General features: G+C 60.1%; 14 protein-coding genes. 9 read left to right on the top strand and 5 right to left on the bottom strand.

From position 1 onward, the window contains the following. Positions 1-111: 111 nt before the first annotated feature. The 4 genes from L4923_RS22605 (at position 112) to L4923_RS22590 (ending at position 7,323) form a co-directional block, all read left to right on the top strand. Positions 112-957 (top strand): alpha/beta hydrolase, encoded by an 846-nt coding sequence (locus L4923_RS22605; RefSeq protein ID WP_239369357.1) that lies wholly within the window; start codon positions 112-114, stop codon positions 955-957. Positions 958-1,721: 764 nt separating this feature from the next. After that, on the top strand, positions 1,722-3,824 hold the full coding sequence (locus L4923_RS22600; RefSeq protein ID WP_239369356.1) for a hydantoinase/oxoprolinase family protein: 2,103 nt from the start codon (positions 1,722-1,724) through the stop codon (positions 3,822-3,824). Positions 3,825-3,835: 11 nt separating this feature from the next. Continuing rightward, positions 3,836-5,824 (top strand): hydantoinase B/oxoprolinase family protein, encoded by a 1,989-nt coding sequence (locus tag L4923_RS22595; RefSeq protein ID WP_239369355.1) that lies wholly within the window; start codon positions 3,836-3,838, stop codon positions 5,822-5,824. Between the two features lie 737 nt (positions 5,825-6,561). Next, positions 6,562-7,323 (top strand): SDR family NAD(P)-dependent oxidoreductase, encoded by a 762-nt coding sequence (locus L4923_RS22590; RefSeq protein WP_239369354.1) that lies wholly within the window; start codon positions 6,562-6,564, stop codon positions 7,321-7,323. Between the two features lie 564 nt (positions 7,324-7,887). On the opposite strand, the gene L4923_RS22585 is transcribed toward L4923_RS22590, so the two are convergent. After that, positions 7,888-8,610, bottom strand: coding sequence for a GntR family transcriptional regulator (locus tag L4923_RS22585; protein ID WP_239369353.1), 723 nt, complete (start codon positions 8,608-8,610; stop codon positions 7,888-7,890). Between the two features lie 393 nt (positions 8,611-9,003). On the opposite strand from L4923_RS22585, the gene argE reads away from it, so the two are divergent. The 5 genes from argE (at position 9,004) to L4923_RS22560 (ending at position 15,146) form a co-directional block, all read left to right on the top strand. Next, positions 9,004-10,179, top strand: coding sequence for an acetylornithine deacetylase (argE, locus tag L4923_RS22580; RefSeq protein WP_343303924.1), 1,176 nt, complete (start codon positions 9,004-9,006; stop codon positions 10,177-10,179). Positions 10,180-10,244: 65 nt separating this feature from the next. Then, positions 10,245-11,555 (top strand): MFS transporter, encoded by a 1,311-nt coding sequence (locus L4923_RS22575; protein ID WP_239369352.1) that lies wholly within the window; start codon positions 10,245-10,247, stop codon positions 11,553-11,555. A gap of 286 nt (positions 11,556-11,841) precedes the next feature. Next, the gene (trpB, locus tag L4923_RS22570; protein ID WP_239369351.1) at positions 11,842-13,062 is read left to right on the top strand and encodes a tryptophan synthase subunit beta; all 1,221 of its coding nucleotides are present in this window, start codon (positions 11,842-11,844) and stop codon (positions 13,060-13,062) included. A gap of 2 nt (positions 13,063-13,064) precedes the next feature. After that, entirely contained in the window at positions 13,065-13,919 is an 855-nt protein-coding gene (trpA, locus tag L4923_RS22565) for a tryptophan synthase subunit alpha (protein ID WP_239369350.1), read from the top strand. An 84-nt stretch (positions 13,920-14,003) separates the two neighbouring features. Continuing rightward, positions 14,004-15,146, top strand: a complete 1,143-nt coding sequence (locus tag L4923_RS22560) for an aminotransferase class V-fold PLP-dependent enzyme (protein WP_239369349.1) — start codon at positions 14,004-14,006, stop codon at positions 15,144-15,146. 203 nt (positions 15,147-15,349) lie between these two features. Here the strand turns inward: L4923_RS22560 and L4923_RS22555 are convergent, their stop codons facing one another. The 4 genes from L4923_RS22555 to L4923_RS22540 all read right to left on the bottom strand — a co-directional run bounded on the left by L4923_RS22555 (position 15,350) and on the right by L4923_RS22540 (position 19,549). Further along, positions 15,350-16,567, bottom strand: a complete 1,218-nt coding sequence (locus L4923_RS22555; protein ID WP_239369348.1) for an ISAzo13 family transposase — start codon at positions 16,565-16,567, stop codon at positions 15,350-15,352. 143 nt (positions 16,568-16,710) lie between these two features. Next, positions 16,711-17,127, bottom strand: coding sequence for a hypothetical protein (locus tag L4923_RS22550; protein WP_239369347.1), 417 nt, complete (start codon positions 17,125-17,127; stop codon positions 16,711-16,713). Between the two features lie 143 nt (positions 17,128-17,270). Next, on the bottom strand, positions 17,271-18,206 hold the full coding sequence (locus L4923_RS22545; protein ID WP_239369346.1) for a DUF2493 domain-containing protein: 936 nt from the start codon (positions 18,204-18,206) through the stop codon (positions 17,271-17,273). A 362-nt stretch (positions 18,207-18,568) separates the two neighbouring features. Continuing rightward, entirely contained in the window at positions 18,569-19,549 is a 981-nt protein-coding gene (locus L4923_RS22540) for a DUF7146 domain-containing protein (protein ID WP_239369408.1), read from the bottom strand. Positions 19,550-19,684: the final 135 nt, after the last annotated feature.

Genomic DNA, 19,684 nt, shown 5'->3' with positions numbered 1-19,684 from the left:
GACGTCTATTCTAGATGCGGCATTACACGACTCCCTGCATCCAATATTGCAGGCAATCCAAAAGGTCGTTCCCAGGCGAATTTGAGCTTCGATCAAGGAGGAAGGTAAAGGATGGTGAACGGGAAATGGGCCTATTCATTAGATGCGAGCCGCGAGTCTGATACCAACGTTTTAGCGCAGTACATCGATCGCAGCGTTGCTGTCCGCGGCATGCACAGTGCTCGTCTTGGACTGAAGTACGGAACGTTGGCAGACGAATGCATCGACATTTTCGCTCCATCTGAGGAGGGGAGGGCCCCGTTCGTGGCATTCTTCCACGGCGGTTGGTGGAAGGCCAACAACCGGATCCCCCGTGCCTTCCTCGCCGCAGAGTATCTGAAACGCGGTTTTGGCTTTGCCTCGATTGGCTATCCATTGGCACCCGAGCATTCAATCTCGACGATCTTCGAGAGTGCTCGCAATGCAATATCCTGGCTTCATCGGAACGCATCTCGCTTTGGTTTGAATCCGTCGAGAATTGTCCTTGCAGGAAACTCAGCAGGTGGACACCTCGCGACGATGATCGGCGCGGAGGATAGTCTTGCGGCGGCTGGTTTGCCGGCGAGCTCGGTCGTCGGGATAGTCGCGCTTAGTGGGATTTACGATCTGGGTCTGCTGGCCGAAACATTTGTCGAGGAATGGCTTCCACTCGACCAGGAGATCATCAGGAGCTGCAGCCCAATCCATCATTTGCCAGCGCAGAGCACGCCGCTTCTCTTAGCGGTGGGAGATGCTGAGCCGAATGGTTTTAAGGAACAGATGTTGTCCTACGCCTGCGCTGTAAAAAAAGCCGGACGTTCCGTGATCAGCGAAGAAACGGCTGGACACTCGCATTTCAGCATTATCGGCGAACTAAGTCGACCCCGCGCGCGGCCGTTCGAATTTTCCGTCGCGCGACTAACAGGAGAAGAATCATAGGGATCAAACGGTCAATCAACCCAAGTCTATGGAGGCTCGACGAAAGGTCCATTCGATTTGCCTTCTGACCGTTCATCAGTTTTGCATCTAGTTACTGGCAGGAAGCGTGGACCGCAACACTGCCCGGTTCCCCTGAAGAATTTCGATTGAGGCGCGGATCAGCTGGGCGCCCGTCGCAAGACGTTCGAGGGACGTCTATGGTAGTAGTCTAACTTCATCCGCTAAGCCTCCGGCTATGCCGGAGCGAATAAAGGAAGTTGTACGTTGCGCTCTTTCCGCCCATCGTCACTTTTTTGCCGGATCGGATGGGGCAGTGACCGGAACGCTATGAAGGCGGGCGCTGCCATGGTGCATGAACGGCACTGGGAGATTGCCGGAGACCCCAATCGGTCCGCCACTAAGACGAAGTGTGCTTAGCTGGGAGAGGAAGGCAGAGAAGCTCGCCGTCGTCGAAGCGGATTCTGGTAAAGGCGCTGCTATCCAACTCTCGCATCCAAAACGCTTGGGTTGGACCGTGAGATAAAGCAAGCGCCCACGATCTGGGCTCCGAGCGCCCGCCTCCTCTTGAATCTGCAAGCGTCAATCTACACAAAGCTATTTTTATCGATAAAATGATTGACATACGACAAAAGCATCCTTTATCGTCTTTTTACTGGCGAGATGCGGCTTGGCCGCAATCAGGTTCGATGTACCGATGACCATGCAGGCGGCGAGTACTCCCCCGTGAGGCATGCTTATCCAAAGACATCGCAATGGGAGGTTCTATGACATATGCGATCGGCGTAGATACCGGTGGGACCTTCACGGACGGATTTCTGGCCAGCACGGACGGCATGCTGGTGTCCGCAAAGGCCCACTCGACGCCCCCCGATTTCTCGCGCGGCTTCATCAATGTGCTGGGGGAGTTGGCGAGCGCCATCGGGAGCAGCGTGGAAGAATTGTTGTCGAAGACAGAATACATCGTTCACGGTACGACCTCAACGCTCAACGCCGTCATCACTGGCGAGGTGGCGCGGGTCGGCTTTCTGACCACCCGGGGGCACGGCGATTCCATCCGGATCATGAATCTGGAAGGACGCTATGCGGGCCTCGATCCGAGCGCCGTTCAGAATATCTCGCGCACGAACAAGCCTGCACCGCTGGTGCCGTATCGGGACGTGATCGAGATTGACGAGCGTATCGATCACAAGGGAGCGGTCATCGTTCCTCTCGACGAACAGGGCGTACGCGCCGCAGTGAGAAAGCTCTACGATGACGGTGTTCGGGCGATTGCCGTTTCGCTGTTGTGGGCGTTCCGCAACCCGGTACATGAACGACGCATTCGCGAAATTGTCCAGGAAGAAGCGGCTGAGCTCTATGTAGCCCTATCGCATGAGACGAGCCCGCGCATACGAGAATATACACGCAGTGCCACGACCATTATCAACACTCAGATTGGACCGGTGTTGAAGGGATACCTGGCACCGCTGGAAGAAGAGTTGCGCGCCAAGAAATTCGACGGCTCGTTGTTGATCATGCAGGGCTCCGGCGGCTGCGTGCAGGCCGCCGACGCCTCGAAATACGCCGTCGGCACTCTGGGATCCGTTCTTACCGGCGGCATTGTTGGCTGCCTGCGTCTGGCCGAGCGTCTCGGGCACAGGAACATCATTTCCACTGATATGGGTGGAACCACTTTTCTCGCGGGGCTGGTGCGCGACGGCAAACCGAGTACGACGACGACCACTGTGCTGCATCAGCATCAGATCAATACGGCGATGGTCGACGTCCGTACCATCGGCGCCGGCGGCGGTGCGATCGCCTGGATCGATGGGGGCGGCAATCTGCGCGTCGGACCCCGTAGTGCTGGCGCCCGTCCCGGTCCGGTCTGCTACGGCGAAGGCGGTCACGAACCAACCGTCACCGATGCTGACCTCGTCCTTGGCATCATCAACGGCGACAATTTTCTCGGCGGCCGCAAGAAGTTGTCCAAGGAGCTCGCGGCCGAAGCGATCCGCACCAGAATCTCCGAGCCACTCGGCCTGACCATGGAGCAGGGAGCGGCCGCCATCTACGCCATTCAGAATGCCCAGACTGCTGACCTTGTTCGCAGTGTCGTCGTCAATGGTGGTCACGACCCGCGGGACTTTGTGCTGTATTCGTTTGGCGGGGCCGGACCGGTCCATGCCGTCAGTTATTCCGCCGATCTCGGCGTGTCCGAAGTAGTCGTGCCGCTCGGCTCGACCGCGGCGGTGTTTTCGGCCTACGGGCTCGCGTCCTCGGATATCGTGCTAACCGCAGAAATGTCCGACCCAAGCAACTTCCCTGTCGATCCGGTCACGCTTAACGGCAACTTCGAGAAGCTTGAAGCCGAACTCGCCGAACGCCTGATCCAGCAGAAGCTGCGCCTTGCAAACGTGGTCTTCGAGCGGGAAGCCGAACTGCGTTACACGATGCAGATGGCGGAAGTGACGACTCCTGTCCCGGGCGGCATGCTCGGTGAAGCGGAGATTGCCGGCATTGGCGCTAGCTTCGAACAGCTCTACGAGCGCATCTACGGCAAGGGAGCGGGATTCAGCGACGCGGGCCTGCAGATCATCACTTACAGGGTACGTGCCGTCGGCATCCTGCCAATCCGGCCCGACCTCGCTGCACATGAGCGCGCGATTACCGATCCGGTTCCGTCGTCAATCCGCAAGGTTTTCCTCGACACGCGCAAAGGGTGGCAGGACACAGCGATCTACGATTACCGCGCCTTGGGCTCTGGGTCGAAACTGTCTGGACCCGCCGTGATCGAGGCGCCGACTACCACCGTCGCTCTGCCGGAAGGCTTCGCCGGCGTCGTGGACACCTACGGCAATCTCATCATTCGCGTCGCGAATTCGGGCTGAGGGAGGAAAACATGCCGCTCATTCAAATCGCAGGATCGGAGCGTTTCGCATATCAGCCGAAATCAGCTGAGCAGACGAGGAAGCTCGCTTCCGGCGCCAGGTTGCACACGGTGGATGACGGGGACATCGATGTACTCGATCCGCTGACCTATGAGGTAATCCGCCACCGTCTTGCCGCGATCGCCGGAGAGATGGGCGACGGCCTGAAGCGCATGTCGGGTTCCGTCGTGGTGACGGACTGCAACGACTTCGGCGCGACCATTCTCGACGAATGTGGGGATTCCGTTGTCGTCGGTCTCTACAACACGCAGCTTGCTGCCTCGGTCGACATGGCCGTGAAGTGGACGCTGGAGAATCGCTCCAGACAAGCTGGTTTCCATGCCGGCGACATGTTCTTGTGCAACGATCCCTGGGTCGGCGGCGGGCTGCACCAGAACGACGTGACAGTCTTTGCGCCACTCATTCACGACGGCGAGGTCTTCGCCTGGACCGCGGTCGTGTGCCATCAGGTCGACCTCGGAGGCGTGTCGCCGGGAAGCTGGTCGGTCGAAGGGCGCGACGTCTTCTGGGAGTCGACGCCGATCCCGCCCGTGAAAATCGTCGAGGCTGGCAACATCCGGTCAGACATCGAAGACATGTATCTTCGCCGCTCCCGGGTGCCGCGTCTCATCGCGCTGGATCTTCGCGCCAAGATCGGCGCCAACAACATCGCCCAGGAGCGCCTGACCGCCCTGATCGCAAAATACGGTGCGCGAACTGTCAAGGCGGTCATGAAGCGGATGATGAACGATGCTGAGGCAAGACTTCGCGCCAAGCTGCAATCGCTCCCGGACGGGGCGTGGAGCGGGGTCGCCCATCAGGACTCGTTCCGCCACAGCGACCGCAATGTCTACAAGATCCTGCTCACCATGACGAAGCGCGGCGACAGCTTGAAGTTCGACTTCACCGGCACGGATAAGGAAACGGAAGGTTTCGCCAACTGTACCTTCGCCGGCTTGCGCGGTGGCATCATGCCCATAGTGCTGACCATGTTGTGTGGCGATATCCCGTGGTCACCGGGCGGCCTCTATCGCTGTCTCGATATCGTTAGTGAGCCAGGCACGATCAACAACTGCAACTTCCCCGCTGGCATTGGCAAAGCTTCGGTAGCATCCGCGTGGGCGACGCAGAATGTCGTTTCAGAATGCGTCGCTGGAATGCTTGACGTCCATCCAGACCATCGAAAGTCGCTAATGTGCGTGTGCTGCGGGACCTGGGATCTCGCGGTCCTTGCGGGACTGGATCAGCGCGGCAACCCCTTCGTTACGATGATCTGCGATTCTATGGCGGGTGGGCTCGGCGCTCGAGTGGATCAGGATGGGGTCGATACCGGGGGCCTCAACTGCATCCCGATGGGGCGTGTCGCCGACGTCGAGATCAATGAATTCAGCTTCCCCATGCTCTATCTATGGCGGCGGGAGGAGACGGATTCGGGTGGACCGGGTCGCTTCCGTGGCGGCATGGGTGGCTCGAGCTGCTTCATCCCACACGATTCTCCGATCGGCGGCGTACATCTCGTGGTCTCCGCGACCGGCAAGGCGCTGCCTCAGGCGACAGGCGTCAGCGGCGGCTATCCTGCCGGCACCCAGTACGATGTTCTCAAGCGCAATGCGCGTGTCGCCGAGCTTTTCGGAGCCGGCCGTATCCCCTCAACCTTGGAAGAAATCGGAGGCGCCGCCGACATTCTTGAGGCGCATCTGGAAACCGAACTCGGTGAGCAGGACGTCTACTATACACACTGGCAGGGGGGTGGGGGGTACGGTGACCCGCTTCTTCGGGATCCGGTCCTCGTCGCCCGCGACGTGGGGGCCCGCAAGGTGTCCCCAAGCGCGGCCAACGACGTCTACGGCGTACTGCTGAACTCTGATGGCAGCGCGGACGAGACCGCAACGCGCCGGCGCCGCACCCAAATCCGATGCGAGCGCGTCGGCGAACCCGTCCCGAACCAGGCAGCGGAGTAAAAGCAATGAAGATCAATGACAATCTTCGGCTGCTATCGGGCGGAAACGTCGTCTGCAACCACTGCGACCATCAATTGGGAACGAGCGTTGGGAACCCCTTGGCCTACGCCATCCGTCGCGAGCGACCCTCCCAGGATGCGGGGCCCGGGGTACGCGCCCCGGCGTCACATTTCACCGATCGGCCGATCGGCCTTCGCCAGGTCTTCTGCCCCGGTTGCTATGTCCTGCTGGCGACAGAGATCGCGCCGACAGATGAGCCATCATACCGGCACTGGGAATTGAGGAGCCAGGCTGAGGCTTAGGCGCGTTCAGAGAGTGGCAAAGTCATAGGTGAAGCATCCCTGCAGCCTGTCTTCCATGAAAGCTTAGCCACTCTTCAGATTCAAGAACTGATGCGGCGCACAGTCAGAGCGGAAGCTTGAGCACGCGATACAGCCACGGAGGGAGCAAATGAACATTTGTTGTCGCAGTTGCTTGTGATTGCGGCCATTGGTCTCGTCGCAGACATTATCAGCCTATGTTCGAGAGGCTTGAGTCCAGGCGCGTACCCGAACAACCACTTTTCGAATACAAATCAGGAAATGGCAGCTTCGTGGGCTTCGACGTTGATACTGCCTGCGGCAAGCTACTCGACGCCGAAGCTGTGCGCAAGGACGAGCAACTCTTGATCACACTGTAGCTCGACGCGCGCCACAGCCAAGCGGCCGCCTGAACCGCCCGCACGAAAGGAACCCATCATGCAACGCTATCCCTCACGCGGTGCCGTTATTATCACAGGCGCCGGACAGGGCATCGGCCGCCGCCTGGCTCTCACGCTCGTTGCCGAAGGCGTCGATGTCTGCATCGCCGACTGGAATGAGGACAAGGGCCGCTCCGTGGCCGAGGAGGAGGCGCCGGGTACAGGCCGGCGCCTGTTCGTGCGCACCAACGTCGCCGACGAAGCCACTTGCGAGGCCGCCGTCGTTGCGACAATCGAGGCCTTTGGCGGCGTATTCGGTCTCGTCAATAACGCTTCGATCTTCTCCACACTGACGATGCGGCCGTTCTGGGAAATCCCCTCCGAAGAGTGGGATCAGGTGCAGGCCGTCAATCTCAAGGGCGTCTTCAATATGACGCGCGCCGCCCGCCAGGCGCTGGCGGCATCGGGCGAGGGCTCGGTCGTCAATGTGGCCTCCTCGACGATCCTTTTTGGGAGGCCCAACTATGCCCATTACGTCTCGTCCAAGGCCGGCGTCCTGGGTCTGTCGCGGGCCATGGCGCGCGAGCTCGGCGATCAATCGATCCGCGTCAACACGCTGACGCCCGGCCCGACTTTCACCGAGATCGAAAGAGCGACCGTCACGCCCCAGCAGAAGGCCGCAATGATCGGGCAGCAATGCCTCAAGCGCGCCGGTGGCCCCGACGACATCGCCGATGCGATCGCCTTCCTGCTTTCGCGCCAGGCCCGCTGGATCACCGGACAGCTCCTGAATGCCGACGGTGGCATGATCACCCATTGATGATAGGTCGCCCTTGAAGGGCAGCCAGGAAGGCACGCAGACATGGCTTTACGCGAACATACCGCCTGACCATCTGAATTGGAAAACGATCCCATTGCTCGCTGGATAGCCCGGAATGGACCGAAATCTCGATAGTCGCATTGGACTCGAAATTGTTAAGGCGGGCACAGCCTCAACGACAGCATTGGGGTTGCTAGCTGAAATCAAACTGAGACATTGCTGGCTGATCCATCCCGCCGAGCCGGGCTGCCGCCCCCGGCCCATCCCGTCCAGCACCGCCACCAGAGACAGGCCGACGGCTCTGCCCGGTGTGCTTCGAACCTGCCGTAGCCGGCGAAGCTCGGCCGCCGTGAAAATCATACCGAACTGCGACAGGGGCCGTCATGGTGCGAACGCTCCCGTACCAATCGAATCATCAAACCGGCACCAGCGAAAGCCCGCACAAGTGGGCCACAACGGCCATTGGTATAACCAGGCAGTTAAGCATCTCCAACGAACAATATCCACAATGAAGGTCGCTTACAGTCACAGTAAGCTTTTGCAGCATGGTGGCGACAACTCCAGTCAAACCTTCCTCGATGTCTGGAAGACGAAAAACTCGGGTCGAATCAGCGAGACAGAAAGTTCTATGGGCTGTCCATCGCCAGTGCGGGCGATCCGTCTCATGCTGATGAGTGGCGTGCCCTCCGCCACCCTGAGGCTTGCGGCCTCCTTTGGGCGGGCCGCAACGATGGACAGACGGTCCTCGATCTGCGTGATCTCGATACCCAATTTGAGCTTGATCGCGCCGTAGAGCGAACCGGACGATCGATCCAGATTGTCAAGCTTCTGTGCGAATTGGGCGGGCAAGGCCGAGGTCTGCCACACAACGGGCAGGCCTTCGATCAAGCGCGTCCGCACGATCTCGAAGACGTCAGCTCCGGTGGTTAAACCGAGATGAACGGCCTCTCCGAGGGTAGCGCCACGAACCTTCACGCTGTCGAGACGAGAGCGGGGACGCAAGCCGGCCTTGCGGGTCTCAGCGGAGAAATCGGTCGCTTGGCCGACCGCCTTCTCAATGCGGGGATTGCGGACAATCGAATGCTTGCCTTGGGCACGATCGACAAGACCGCTACGCGCGACGATGTCGAGTGCCCGACGGATCGTCTTGCGGCTTACGTTGAAACTGATCGTCAACGCGGCCTCCGACGGCAATGCGTCGCCATCGCGCCACATGCCGTCGGTGAGCTCGGCAGTGATTTCCCGGGCAATACGCTCGTAGGTGTGCTCTTCGGGTAGAGACGTCATAGGTGGTTATCCGAGCGTTCCGAAATTGCGGGGCCTTGTCAAATCCAAGGGTCATCATGGACGCATACCGAAGGCGAGGGCTGAACCCCTGGCCTTCACTGTAGACCCGCTTCAAGGCGCCGTAACAGGTCGACTTGTCCCTCCGGCATCACCTTTCACCGAATAGGACCCGGCCTGTGTCATGCCACAAAGCGGCATGAGCGTAGAGTACGGGTGAAGTAGGGTACAAGTCGAAGCCCTGAAATCTGCAGCCAACGGCCGAACAAGCCTTGGAATCAATGGCTTTGATGGCAAGGCCGCCATTTTACTTGTGCCCTGGAGTTCCGTCATTTTCGACAGCAAGTGTACTCCGTTCATGGGCGTGCCGTGTAAGCGCCGGCAGCCGAAAGGCAAATGATGTCGCTCCGATCACCATCTAAAGAGACTATCGAGTGTATTTCGAGCTTGATCGGGTTCGATACGACGTCGAGAAATTCAAATCTGTTATTGATAGAGTGGGCAGCCGAGAGACTGGAGTGGGCCGGGGCTCGGTTGCTCTACAATTTCAATGCGGATGGCACCAAGGCAAACCTGTTCGCTTCATTCGGCGAAGGACCTGGCGGTATCGTGCTTTCAGGTCATACCGACGTTGTGCCCGTTGACGGGCAAACCTGGACGTCCGACCCTTTTCAGGCGGATATCCGTGACGGACGCCTTTATGGCCGGGGCGCGTGCGACATGAAGGGCTTTGTCGGCGTGGTTTTGGCAAACGCCGAACGCTTCAAGCAAGCCCGCCTGCGTGAACCAATATATTGCGCGCTGACTTACGACGAAGAAGTCGGTTGCCTGGGTGTGCCCGGGCTGGTCGAAGAAATCAAAAAAGCGGGCGTCTCTCCACGCGGCTGCATCGTGGGTGAACCTTCGGACATGCGCGTCATCTCCGCGCACAAGGGCGGACGCATTTATCGCTGCCGCGTGACAGGTGTCTCCGCCCATTCTTCCTTGACACCTGTCGGGGTCAATTCGATCGAATATGCGTCCCGCCTCATTTCCTTCATCCAAGGACTGGCGGAAAAGGAAAGCCGAAGCGGCAGGCGGGATGAAGGCTACGACGTGCCCTTCTCGACAATGTCCGTCAACATGATTCAGGGCGGGACATGGAACAATATCATCCCCGCCGTCTGCGAATTCTACTTTGAGTATCGCTTCCTTCCGAGCATCTCCGGCGACTATTTCATCGACAGCATAAAGCGCTTTGTGGCGGAAAAGCTGCTGCCTGAAATGAAGGCGAAGGATTCCAGGGCGTCGATAGACTTCGAACAGCTTCTCGCAAATCCCGGCCTCAATACGCCGGCTGACGACGAAGTGTACAAGCTTGCCGTGCAAATCACTGGCGATACCGAATGTCGCAAAGTTGCCTACGGTACGGAAGCGCCCTTTTTCCAAGGCATCGGGATACCCAGCATCATCTGCGGTCCAGGCAGCATCAATCAGGCACACCAGCCCGACGAATACGTCACGTTGGACCAATTGACAGCCTGCGAAGATTTCATCCGTCAGATGGTCAATAAATTATCGACGGGAGATTGATCTGAAAATTTAGCAGTATCTGGTGAGAAACGGGTCACAGCAACGATTAATAATGGGAGCAGAAAATGACCGCCGGAGTAAACATAAACATTGATGAAGACGCGCTATTCCGGAGGATAACGTATAAAATCGTTCCTATATTGTTTATATGTTATGTAATAGCTTACATTGATCGAGCAAACATAGGCTTTGCAAAGCTGCAAATGCTTGACGATCTGCATTTTGACGCTGCAATATATGGATTTGGCGCTGGGATATTCTTTATCGGCTTCACGTTGGCGGAGCTTCCGAGCAACCTGTTCCTGTACCGGCTGGGCGCTCGCGTATGGCTTGCGCGGATCATGATTACTTGGGGAATCATTTCCGTCCTGATGCTTTTCATCAATACGGAGTGGTCCTTCTATGTCCTCAGGTTTTTGCTTGGCGCCGCCGAGGCGGGGTTTTTCCCGGGCGTCATCTACTATCTGACACTGTGGTATCCGGACAATCGGCGGGGAAGAATATTCTCCACCTTTGCCATCGGCGCGACCGTTGGCGGGCTGATCGTCGGCCCTCTATCGGGCTGGATCATGCAGAATTTTCACGAGGTCGCGGGACTCCGGGGATGGCAGTGGCTCTTTGTGCTGCAGGGCCTACCAGCAATCCTGCTTGGTGGACTTCTGTTCGTATTCCTGAGCGACAGCCCCACCACTGCGAAATGGATGGCCCCCGAGGATCGGGCACTTCTGAACGAGAAGCTGGCGGGCGCGCGCGCAAGGAAACATGACAATCCGAACTTCTGGACCGTTTTCGGCAACAAGAGTATCTGGCTTCTCGGATTGGTTCTGGGCGCAACCAATCTCGGCATCTATCTCGGTGTCTTCTGGCTGCCAACGATCATCAAGGATGCCGGCATCACGAACCTGCAGACAATCGGCAACATTTCCAGCATTCCGTACATTACCGCTGCGGTTGCGATGTTCGGTCTTGGGCGCAGCTCGGACTATTTCGGGGATCGCCGGTGGCACATCGCTATTAGCCTGATCTTGGGTGCCGCGGCTTTGACCGTCAGTGCGTTTGTTTCGCAGGCCTCCGTGGGGGCGATCGGTGGCGTCGTGATCGCGACCGGCTTGCTGATCGGGGTAACGCCACTTTTGTGGGTGCATGCTTCCAGCTTCATCGATGGCAAGACGGCAGCGGCAGGTTTTGCGCTGATCAACATGTGCGCCAGCGTATGCGCGTTCCTGGGACCCTATGTGACGGGCCTGTCGCAACAGCAGCTCGGATCGACTGCGCTGGCGTTCACAGGCATTGCCGGGGCGGTCGTGATCGCCGCATTGGCCTTAATCGTCGCTCCTGGTCTGTCGCCCGCAAAAGCTCTTCCGCGGACAGCGTGAGCGTTCGAGTGGAAGCTTGGCGCAAGCCGTCGCCTTGGATGTGGCTAGAGGCCCTCCCAGCAAAGGGTCGAATGCGCGGGGTCGATCGCATCAAGGCGCGCGATCGGCCCCGCGCCCACGATCAGATGCCGCCGTTGCCGGAATTCACAGGGTACAAGTTGATGCCCACATACATCACGAAACCCTGCGAGAGACTGGTCAGCCTCGGGTGTGATCATTTTACTTGTCACCTGCCGGTCCTTTATTAAGCAAGCACAATGTTCTTGATGCTTCCCAGGAGTTATGAATGACCGCACGTCCCGTACCCAATTCCTTTCGTACCGGCGCGGACGAGCAGGGAATGTTTGGCAAGTACGGAGGCCGCTTCGTCCCTGAAACGCTCATGCCACTCGTTCTCAATCTGGAGAGGCAATGGCGGGAAGCCAAAGGCGACCCAGCCTTCGAGGCCGAGTTGCAGCAGCTCTCGACGTTTTATGTAGGACGTCCCTCGACGCTTTATTTTGCGGACAGCCTGACGAGGCACCTCGGCGGGGCAAAGATTTATCTCAAGCGCGAAGACTTGAACCACACTGGCAGCCACAAGATCAACAATTGCGTTGGCCAGATTCTATTGGCGAAGAGAATGGGCAAGACGCGCATTATAGCGGAAACGGGAGCCGGACAGCATGGCGTCGCCGCGGCCACGGTGGCTGCGAAGTTCGGCTTTCCGTGTGTCGTCTACATGGGCATAACCGACATGGAGCGCCAAAAGCCCAACGTCGCTCGCATGAAACTGCTTGGGGCTGATGTTCAGGCTGTGCGGAGCGGCCGCAGCACACTCAAGGACGCGATGAACGAGGCGTTGCGTGATTGGGTTACGAATGTACACGACACCTATTACGTGATCGGTAGCGCCGCCGGGCCGCATCCTTATCCGGAGTTGGTGCGCGACTTCCAGTCGGTCATTGGCGCCGAGGCGCGGAGCCAGATCCTCGAACGGGAAGGTTGCCTGCCGGATGTTATCATCGCCGCTATCGGCGGCGGGTCGAATGCAATCGGTCTTTTCCACCCCTTTCTCGATGACGTCGGTGTTCGGATTATAGGTGTGGAAGCAGGTGGTCGCGGCCTCAAGGGTGTCGAACACTGTGCCTCGATGAGCGCTGGCAGGCCCGGCGTCCTTCACGGCAACCGTACCTACCTGCTGCAGGACGACGATGGTCAAATTCTTGAGGGTCACTCGATCTCGGCCGGCCTCGACTATCCCGGTGTCGGTCCGGAACATGCATGGCTTCGGGATAGCGGGCGTGTCGACTATGTCCCGGTTTTCGACGACGAGGCACTTGAAGCGTTTCAGCTTTTGACGCGGGTGGAAGGAATAATTCCCGCGCTGGAATCGGCGCACGCCATCGCTCAAGCCGTTAAGATCGCCCCATCGATGGATGCCAACCAGATCATAATCGTCAACCTGTCAGGGCGAGGAGACAAGGACGTCCAGTCCGTTGCAGATATTTTGAACATGGAAATCTAGCGATGAATAACCGCATAGGTCGTCGATTTGAAGAGCTGAAGGCTGAGGGCAGTGCAGCGCTCATCACTTATTTGATGGGCGGAGATCCGGACTTCGATACATCCCTTGCGATCATGAAGGCGTTGCCCGAGTGCGGGAGCGACGTAATCGAACTGGGTATGCCTTTCTCCGATCCTCTGGCGGATGGTGCGGTAATTCAGGCGGCCGGACAGCGGGCCCTGAAGGGCGGTCAAACGCTGAAGAGGACGCTGCAACTGACACGCGAGTTTCGTCAGGTCGACGACCAAACGCCAGTCGTGCTGATGGGATATTTCAACCCCATATATTCCTACGGGGTCGATCGTTTCCTGGCCGATGCGCGGGATGCAGGAATCGACGGATTGATCATTGTCGACCTGTCGCCAGAAATGGACCAGGAACTGTGCATCCCCGCGAGCAGGGCGGGTATCGATTTCATACGCCTGGCGACGCCCACCACCGACGATGCCCGTCTGCCGAAGGTGTTGGAGAACGCATCCGGGTTTGTATACTACGTCTCGATGAACGGGATTACGGGCAATGCATTGCCCAATCCCGTCGATATTGCTGCGGCGGTCGCGCGTATCCAGAAGAGCACGTTACTGCCCGTCTGTGTCGGATTTGGTGTTAAGACCGCTGAGCAGGCGCATGTGATTGGCAGAGCGTCCGACGGGGTTGTCGTCGGCACGGCGATCGTCAGCGCCATTGCAGACACGCTCGATTCGACCGGCCGCGTCGTCGCCGACCCGGTCAAGGCAGTCACCAATCTTGTCACCGAACTCGTCTGCGGAGTGAGACAGTTAGATCGCCGGGGGCGGGATGTCTCAACAGCCATTTGACAGCCAAGCACATGTTCCAAACTCCCCCGCAGCAGCGGACTCAGTAAGTGGAACAGACCTCAACAGCACGCGCATTGGACAGCTATGATCGATGTAAATACCCTTCAGGCTCGTTTCCCGACCCTCTCGCACCGAGTCTATCTGAGCAGTGGCTCCCACGGGCTCCTGTCGACCGATGTTCAACAGGCTTATGCAGCCTACATCAACGAGTGCCTTATATATGGAGCGAATTGGGAAGGGTGGCTCGGACGATATGAAGCCGTCCGATCCAGCGTTGCTCGGCTTCTCGGGGCAAAATCGACAGAAATCGCCGTGACGAGCTCTGCATCGGAGGGTATCAATGCCCTGGCGAGCGCCTTCGACTTCACCGGCGAGCGCAACAAGATCGTCGTCAGTAACTTTGAATTCCCGACAAGTGCCCAGATCTGGCACGCGCAGGAAGGTCGAGGCGGACACGTGGTCCATGTGCGTGAGAGCCAAGATGGCTATATCCCGCTCGAATCCTTCGAAGAGGCTATTGACGAGCACACGAAAATCGTGGCGATTTCGCATGTTTGTTATCGTCACGGCGCAAAACTCGATGTCAAGGGCATTGCAGAAATCGCAAAACGCAAGGGCGCGCTTCTGATTCTGGATTGCTACCAATCAGTGGGCACAGAGCCGCTTAACGTCAAAGAACTCGGCGTCGACTTTGCCGTCGGCGGCATGATGAAATATCTTCTGGGCAGTTCCGGCGTGGGCTTTCTTTACATTCGCGAGGAACTGGTCGAGAGCCTCACACCGTCGTCCAGCGGGTGGTACGCTCAGGCCGACTTTTTTGCCATGGACATTTTCGCCAACAACCCGTCGCCGACCGCCCGGCGATTCGAGGCTGGCACGCCTGCTGTACCTGGCTGCTTCGCCGCCGAGGCCGGGTTGGGAATCATTCACGAATTCGGCATAGAGGCAATCGGTGCCCATATCCGTGATCTGACCGGCCGCTGTATGGACAGTCTGCGGGAGTCGGGTTGGCAGGTGGTGACGCCGCGCGATGATCTCCGGCGAGGTCCGATGGTGGCGATACGCTCGAGTGACGACGCGGCTCTCGTCGGCCGTTTGGCCGAGAATGGCATCGTCACATCCTGTAGAGACGGAAATGTCAGGTGCGGTTTTCACTTCTACAATGGGGAGGAGGACGTCGCTCGTCTGCTGCGCGCTCTTGAACGCCACCGGGACCTTGGCGCATGATCCAGCTGACAGCCTATGCCTCAATGATTGAATCGCAGCGGCAATTCACAAAGACCTCTCATGCGCTGGGGCAAACCAGCGCAAATCCCATACCCCATCGGGGCGAGAGTTGACAAAGGCCGTCTCGATCACATCGATCACCACCGCTGCACGAGGGTGGTTTCCACCACCCAGGCAACTTAGGATACCCGCATTGATAACCGCTATGGTTTCGGCGGGAAGCGCGGGTTGATGGTGTAGTTCCATTCCGGGTGGAATTCATCGCCAGTGATGTCGAGGCTTGCCATCTCTGCGTCGGAGACCTTGATCCCTTTTTGATAGGTACAGGGGTCGAGCGCGCACTCGACCTTGAGCCCGGTCTTGGTCGTCGTCGCCCCGATCAGCTCGACCACGGCGAGGCGGTCGCTCAGCGGGCGGCCGCGCCAGTTCTGCGTAATGCGGCAGAACAGCCGGTGCTCGATCTTGTTCCACTTCGACGTGCCGGGCGGATAGTGATGGACGTGGAGCGTAAGACCGCTGTCGTCGGCGAAGGTCTGCAGCTCGCGCTTCCACAGCCGCACGCGCGCGCCGTTCGAGCCGCCGCAGTCGGCCGTGATCGTCAGCTCGCTGAGCTGGGGGTAGCGCTCGCGTCCCATGCGCGCAAGCCAGGCGCGAATGGAGGCGACGGCGAACTCGGCGGTGTCGGCGGTGTCGGCGGTGATCCCGACGCTGACCCAGCCCTCGTCGGCGGCCACATCGTAGACCCCGTAGGGGACCACCTTGCCCAGCGCCTTGTCCTCGAAGTCGTGAACCTTCACACGGCGCGGATCGCCCTTCGCACGATAGTCGCTGCCGCCGTTCTTGAACTCGCCGACCAGCTCCTTCTTCTTGGTGTCGACCGAGACCACCGGCTGACCTGCGGCCTGCGCCGCTGTGACTTTCGCGCTGATGTGCTCGAACTGGGCGTTGCGGTCGGGGTGCTTGCAGCCCTCGTCCGCCTTGCGGTTGAACTGGCGCGAGAAGCCGAGCCCGATGAGCAGCTTGCGCACGCTGTTGGGGCTGACCGCATGGCCCAGATCGGCCAGCGCCTGCGCCAGCTTGTCGTAGCTCTTGGATACCCACAGCAACGGGCGCTCCGGATCGCCCAGGGTCGCCGGCTCGACCAGGCGCTCAAGGTCGGCCAGCAGGGTCCGATCGCGCTCGATCAACCGCTTGGGACCACCGCCTTTGCGACGCACCCGCCCGCGCGGCGCCGTTGCATCGAGATCTGCAAGGCCACGCCCGATTGTCGAGCGGGCCAGCCCGGTGATCTGCGACACCGCCGGAAGCCCGCCCCAACCCGCCGCCCGCGCCTCACTCGCGGCGAACACCCGTCGGCCACGCTCGTCCCGCTTCGAGCCGTCCGCCGCCCACCGCTGCTCGATCCCGCGTCGGTCGATCATGACCCAATCGGTAACCCACAAACCTCACGCCAGGAATCGCAGCCCGATGAGTCAAACCGACGCAGCCATCACCAAATCCGATTCAGTTATCAATGCAGATGTCCTTAGTCTGGATGCAGCCTTCAGCTCACGGGATGTGGACGTCAGCGCGAGAGAACGGCTGTCCCAAGGGCATTGAGATTGAGCATCGCCGCAATGCCGATAAACAGGCCGCCAGCGCCGCCGAGCAGATTGAGAGCAATGGTCGAGTCGATGGCGTTTTTCGTGACGCCGTAGACGAGCGCATAGCCGGCGATAGCGGCGGGTACGGCAAAGATGGCGAGCGCGACAAGGCGAAGCGCCGGGTTCTTTGCGAAGCCGAGCACGGCAATGACTAGCCCGACAGAAAGCAAAGCCGCGCCGATGGCAGCCAGGCCGGACATGAGAAAGCCAGCGTTGGTTGCATAGACATACTGAAACGCCGTCAACCCGACCATGAAGGGCAAGGCGTATACGGCGAAGTTATAAGCGATCACGCAAAGGGCGATTGAAAGGGATATGGCAAGCAGGATCAGTGTCATGGAAGCCTCCTCATGAACGGTTGGACGATCACGACAGGCTGCCGGGGTAATACGCTCCGCCTGCGACTATGCTACTTCGCCGGTTCTCCATGGAGCGGTATTTGAGCCAGAATATGACTGCCTGGTCAAGTAAAGGCGGCGCTTCAAGCGCCGCCATCGAACTTCATGACCGGGATGCCGAGCTTGCGGGCCTTGTCGGCGAGGTTTTCCTGAATGCCCGTGCCGGGGAAGACGAGGACGCCGACCGGAAGAACTTCGAGCATGGCGTCGTTGCGCTTGAAGGGCGCGGATTTGGCGTGTTTGGTCCAGTCGGGCTTGAAGGCGACCTGTGGCACCTTGCGATTGTCGGCCCATTTGGCCGCGATCAGCTCGGCGCCCTTCGGTGACCCACCGTGCAGCAGCACCATATCGGGATGCTTGACGCGGACCTGATCGAGTTTGGCCCAGATCAGGCGATGATCGTTGAAGTCGAGACCGCCGGTGAAGGCGACCTTGGGACCGGCGGGCAGCATCACCTCGGTCTCCGCCCGGCGTTTGGCGGCGAGGAAGTCTCTGGAGTCGATCATCGCCGAGGTGAGGTTGCGATGGTTGACCATCGAGCCGGAGCGCGGCCGCCAGGCCGATCCGGTGTGGCGCTCGAACCGTTCGGCGGCGATATCGCGGAAGAGTTCCATGCTGTTGCGCCGCTCAATCAGGGTCTGCCCCTCGGCCGTGAGGCGCTCAAGCTCAACTGACTTGACCTCGCTGCCGTCCTGTTCCCGCTGCCCGCGACGCTGGCCCTGCTCGTTATCGTCCAGTTCGCGTTCGATCCGGTCGGTTGCGCGGTGGAAGAGATTGACGGTCCCCCAGAGCAGCTCGTCGAGGTCAGGCTCGAGGCGGGTATCGCCGAGGGTGACGACCAGGGCGTCGAAGATGTCAGCGACTGCGCCGGCGACGGTATTGCCTTCGGGAAGCGGCCTTGGGTCGGGTTCATCCTGAAACGGACGATAGCCGTAGAGCTGAAGCTCGGTGAGGATATGGTCGGTGGGGGATGAGGTGTGGACCGGTTCGAAACCTGTCTCGTCATATTCGGTCTGCATGGGGTGCTTCCTTCGTCGGATCGACCGCGCCCATCGCGGCCTTCATGGCGACGAAAGCCCACGGGCGGGACGGGCTGGCAGTCCTCGCGCTTTCGCGAGGGCCTTGATGGCCGGATCCGGCTAATTTGTTTCGCGCTGCAAAGGCGGCTGATCCGGGCTCCCCACGCGACCCGTCGCGTGGGGTGGTCTGCCGCCGGCGGAAATTAGCCGGACCCGGCCATTGCCCGACCGGCCCGTTTGTGGGCCGATCGCCCTCTCAAGAAGGCCGTGGGCTGCGGCCTCTCCGACCCCTGGGGAAGCGCCAGACCGGATATGGCAGGGACAGAAGACGGCTGCCATCTTGCCCTTCTTCACCGGGATCCTCATTCTTCCATGAACCTGGCTACGTCCTCAGGAGCGATCTGAACCCGCAAGGCCGCCCGCACAGCATCGATGCCGCGCTGGCGCAGATCCTCATTGAAGTCCCCGCGCACCGGCGACAGGACAGCCGCCTCGATCCCGACGCCTCTCGCCCGCTCGACCAGGCTGTCTCGCGCGCCATCCCCCGCCGGATCGGAATCGCGCACGATATAGAGCCGCCGCAGCGACGCGGGGAACAGGATGGCAGAGAGGTGCGCCGCCGAGAGCGCCGCCATCATCGGCATCCGGGGCAAACCTGAGCGTGCCGACAGCACGGTCTCGATCCCTTCGCCCGCCGCCAGGATATCATCCGCCACACCGAAGCGGACGCCGTGTCCGAGGAGATGGCCCATCGCCCGCCGTGGGGTGTCGACAGGGGCTTTGTCGCTGCCATCGGGCAGGAGCCATGTGCGATGCGCGCCGGTCTGGACGCCGCCAAGGTCGGTGACGGCAGCGATCATCGCGGGCCATGTCTCTGTCGGACCGTGACCTTCGGGCCGATAGTAGCAGCGCGGGTGGAAGCGGAGGCTTCCGGTTTCGTGCAAAGCCGTAATCGCACGGTTCCGCAGATGTGTTTCCACGATGGTCCTGCCAATCGGCTGCGCCATGGCGAACAGACGCCGCGCCGCTTCCGGCGATCCGCTTGGCGCTTTTCCCGGCCGGGACTTGGGAGGTGGATCAGGCTCAGGTCTCGGCAGGCTGAGGAAGGACCGGGCTTCGTCAGCGACTTGCCTGAAATCGACGAGACCGCACCTTGCACGGATGACATCGAGCAGATCGCCATGTTCGGCCGAGGCGGCGTCGGTCCATTTACCCGCGGCACCCTTGCCGGATTCCGGCCCGGTGAGCCGGACGAACATCGACCGACCGGGGGTATTGCGAACGTCCCCGACCAGCCAGTAGCGGCCTTCGCGTTTGCCCTTCGAGAGATAATGCCTGCACACCGCCTCGGGGGGGGGGGCGCGGCGGGGGGGGGGGGGGGCGGGGGGGGGGCGGGGCCCCCCCCCCCCCCGGCGGGGGGGGGGGGGCGGGGGCGGGGGGGGGCGGCCCCCCCCCGGGGGGGGGGGGGGGGGCGGGGG

Origin of the sequence: Terribium retamae, from assembly GCF_022347545.1 — a bacterium.
GTDB classification, from domain to species: domain Bacteria; phylum Pseudomonadota; class Alphaproteobacteria; order Rhizobiales; family Rhizobiaceae; genus Mesorhizobium; species Mesorhizobium retamae.
Note: the sequence above shows the minus strand (reverse complement) of the source record. Positions and strands in the feature narration are given on the sequence as shown.